Origin of the sequence: Desulfonatronum sp. SC1 (assembly GCF_003046795.1) — a bacterium.
In the GTDB taxonomy this organism is placed as follows: Bacteria; Desulfobacterota; Desulfovibrionia; order Desulfovibrionales; family Desulfonatronaceae; genus Desulfonatronum.
The window spans coordinates 1-458 of sequence record NZ_PZKN01000135.1; the positions used below are offsets into that span (position 1 = coordinate 1).

A 458-nucleotide genomic window follows, 5' to 3' on the forward strand; every position below is an offset into this window, starting at 1 on the left:
TTTCTGTTCGACCTGAAAGGGACAACTCTAAGCATTACAGCATCCGACCTAGAGGTAACGATGACCACCTCCATGGAAACAGACAGCAACGATGGAGACGGAAAAGTGGCTCTGCCTTCCAAAATGTTGCTGGAGATACTTAAAAAACTACCTGAGCAGCCTTTAACCATCGATGTGTCGATGAGCAGTCTGGTGGTTGACATTATTTCTGAGAAGGGTAAGTATAATTTTGCAGCTCAGGCTGGCGAGGATTACCCCGTTATTCCCGGTATAGATGAGGATAAAGCAAGTAAATTGCAGGTTCCCACATCGCTGTTACTTACCGGCATTACCAAAACGCTTTTCGCCACTGCAGATGATGAACTGCGCCCGGTAATGAATGGTATTCTTTTTGAGTTTTCGCCCAACAACCTGACTTTTGTGGCATCAGATTCTCACAAACTCGTGAGATACCAGCG

The 458-nt window shown here is 45.9% G+C and carries 1 pseudogene; it reads left to right on the forward strand.

The window, feature by feature from the left end:
• Positions 1-60 precede the first annotated feature (60 nt).
• A pseudogene (locus C6366_RS21020) lies at positions 61-458 on the forward strand (hypothetical protein); the annotation flags it as partial.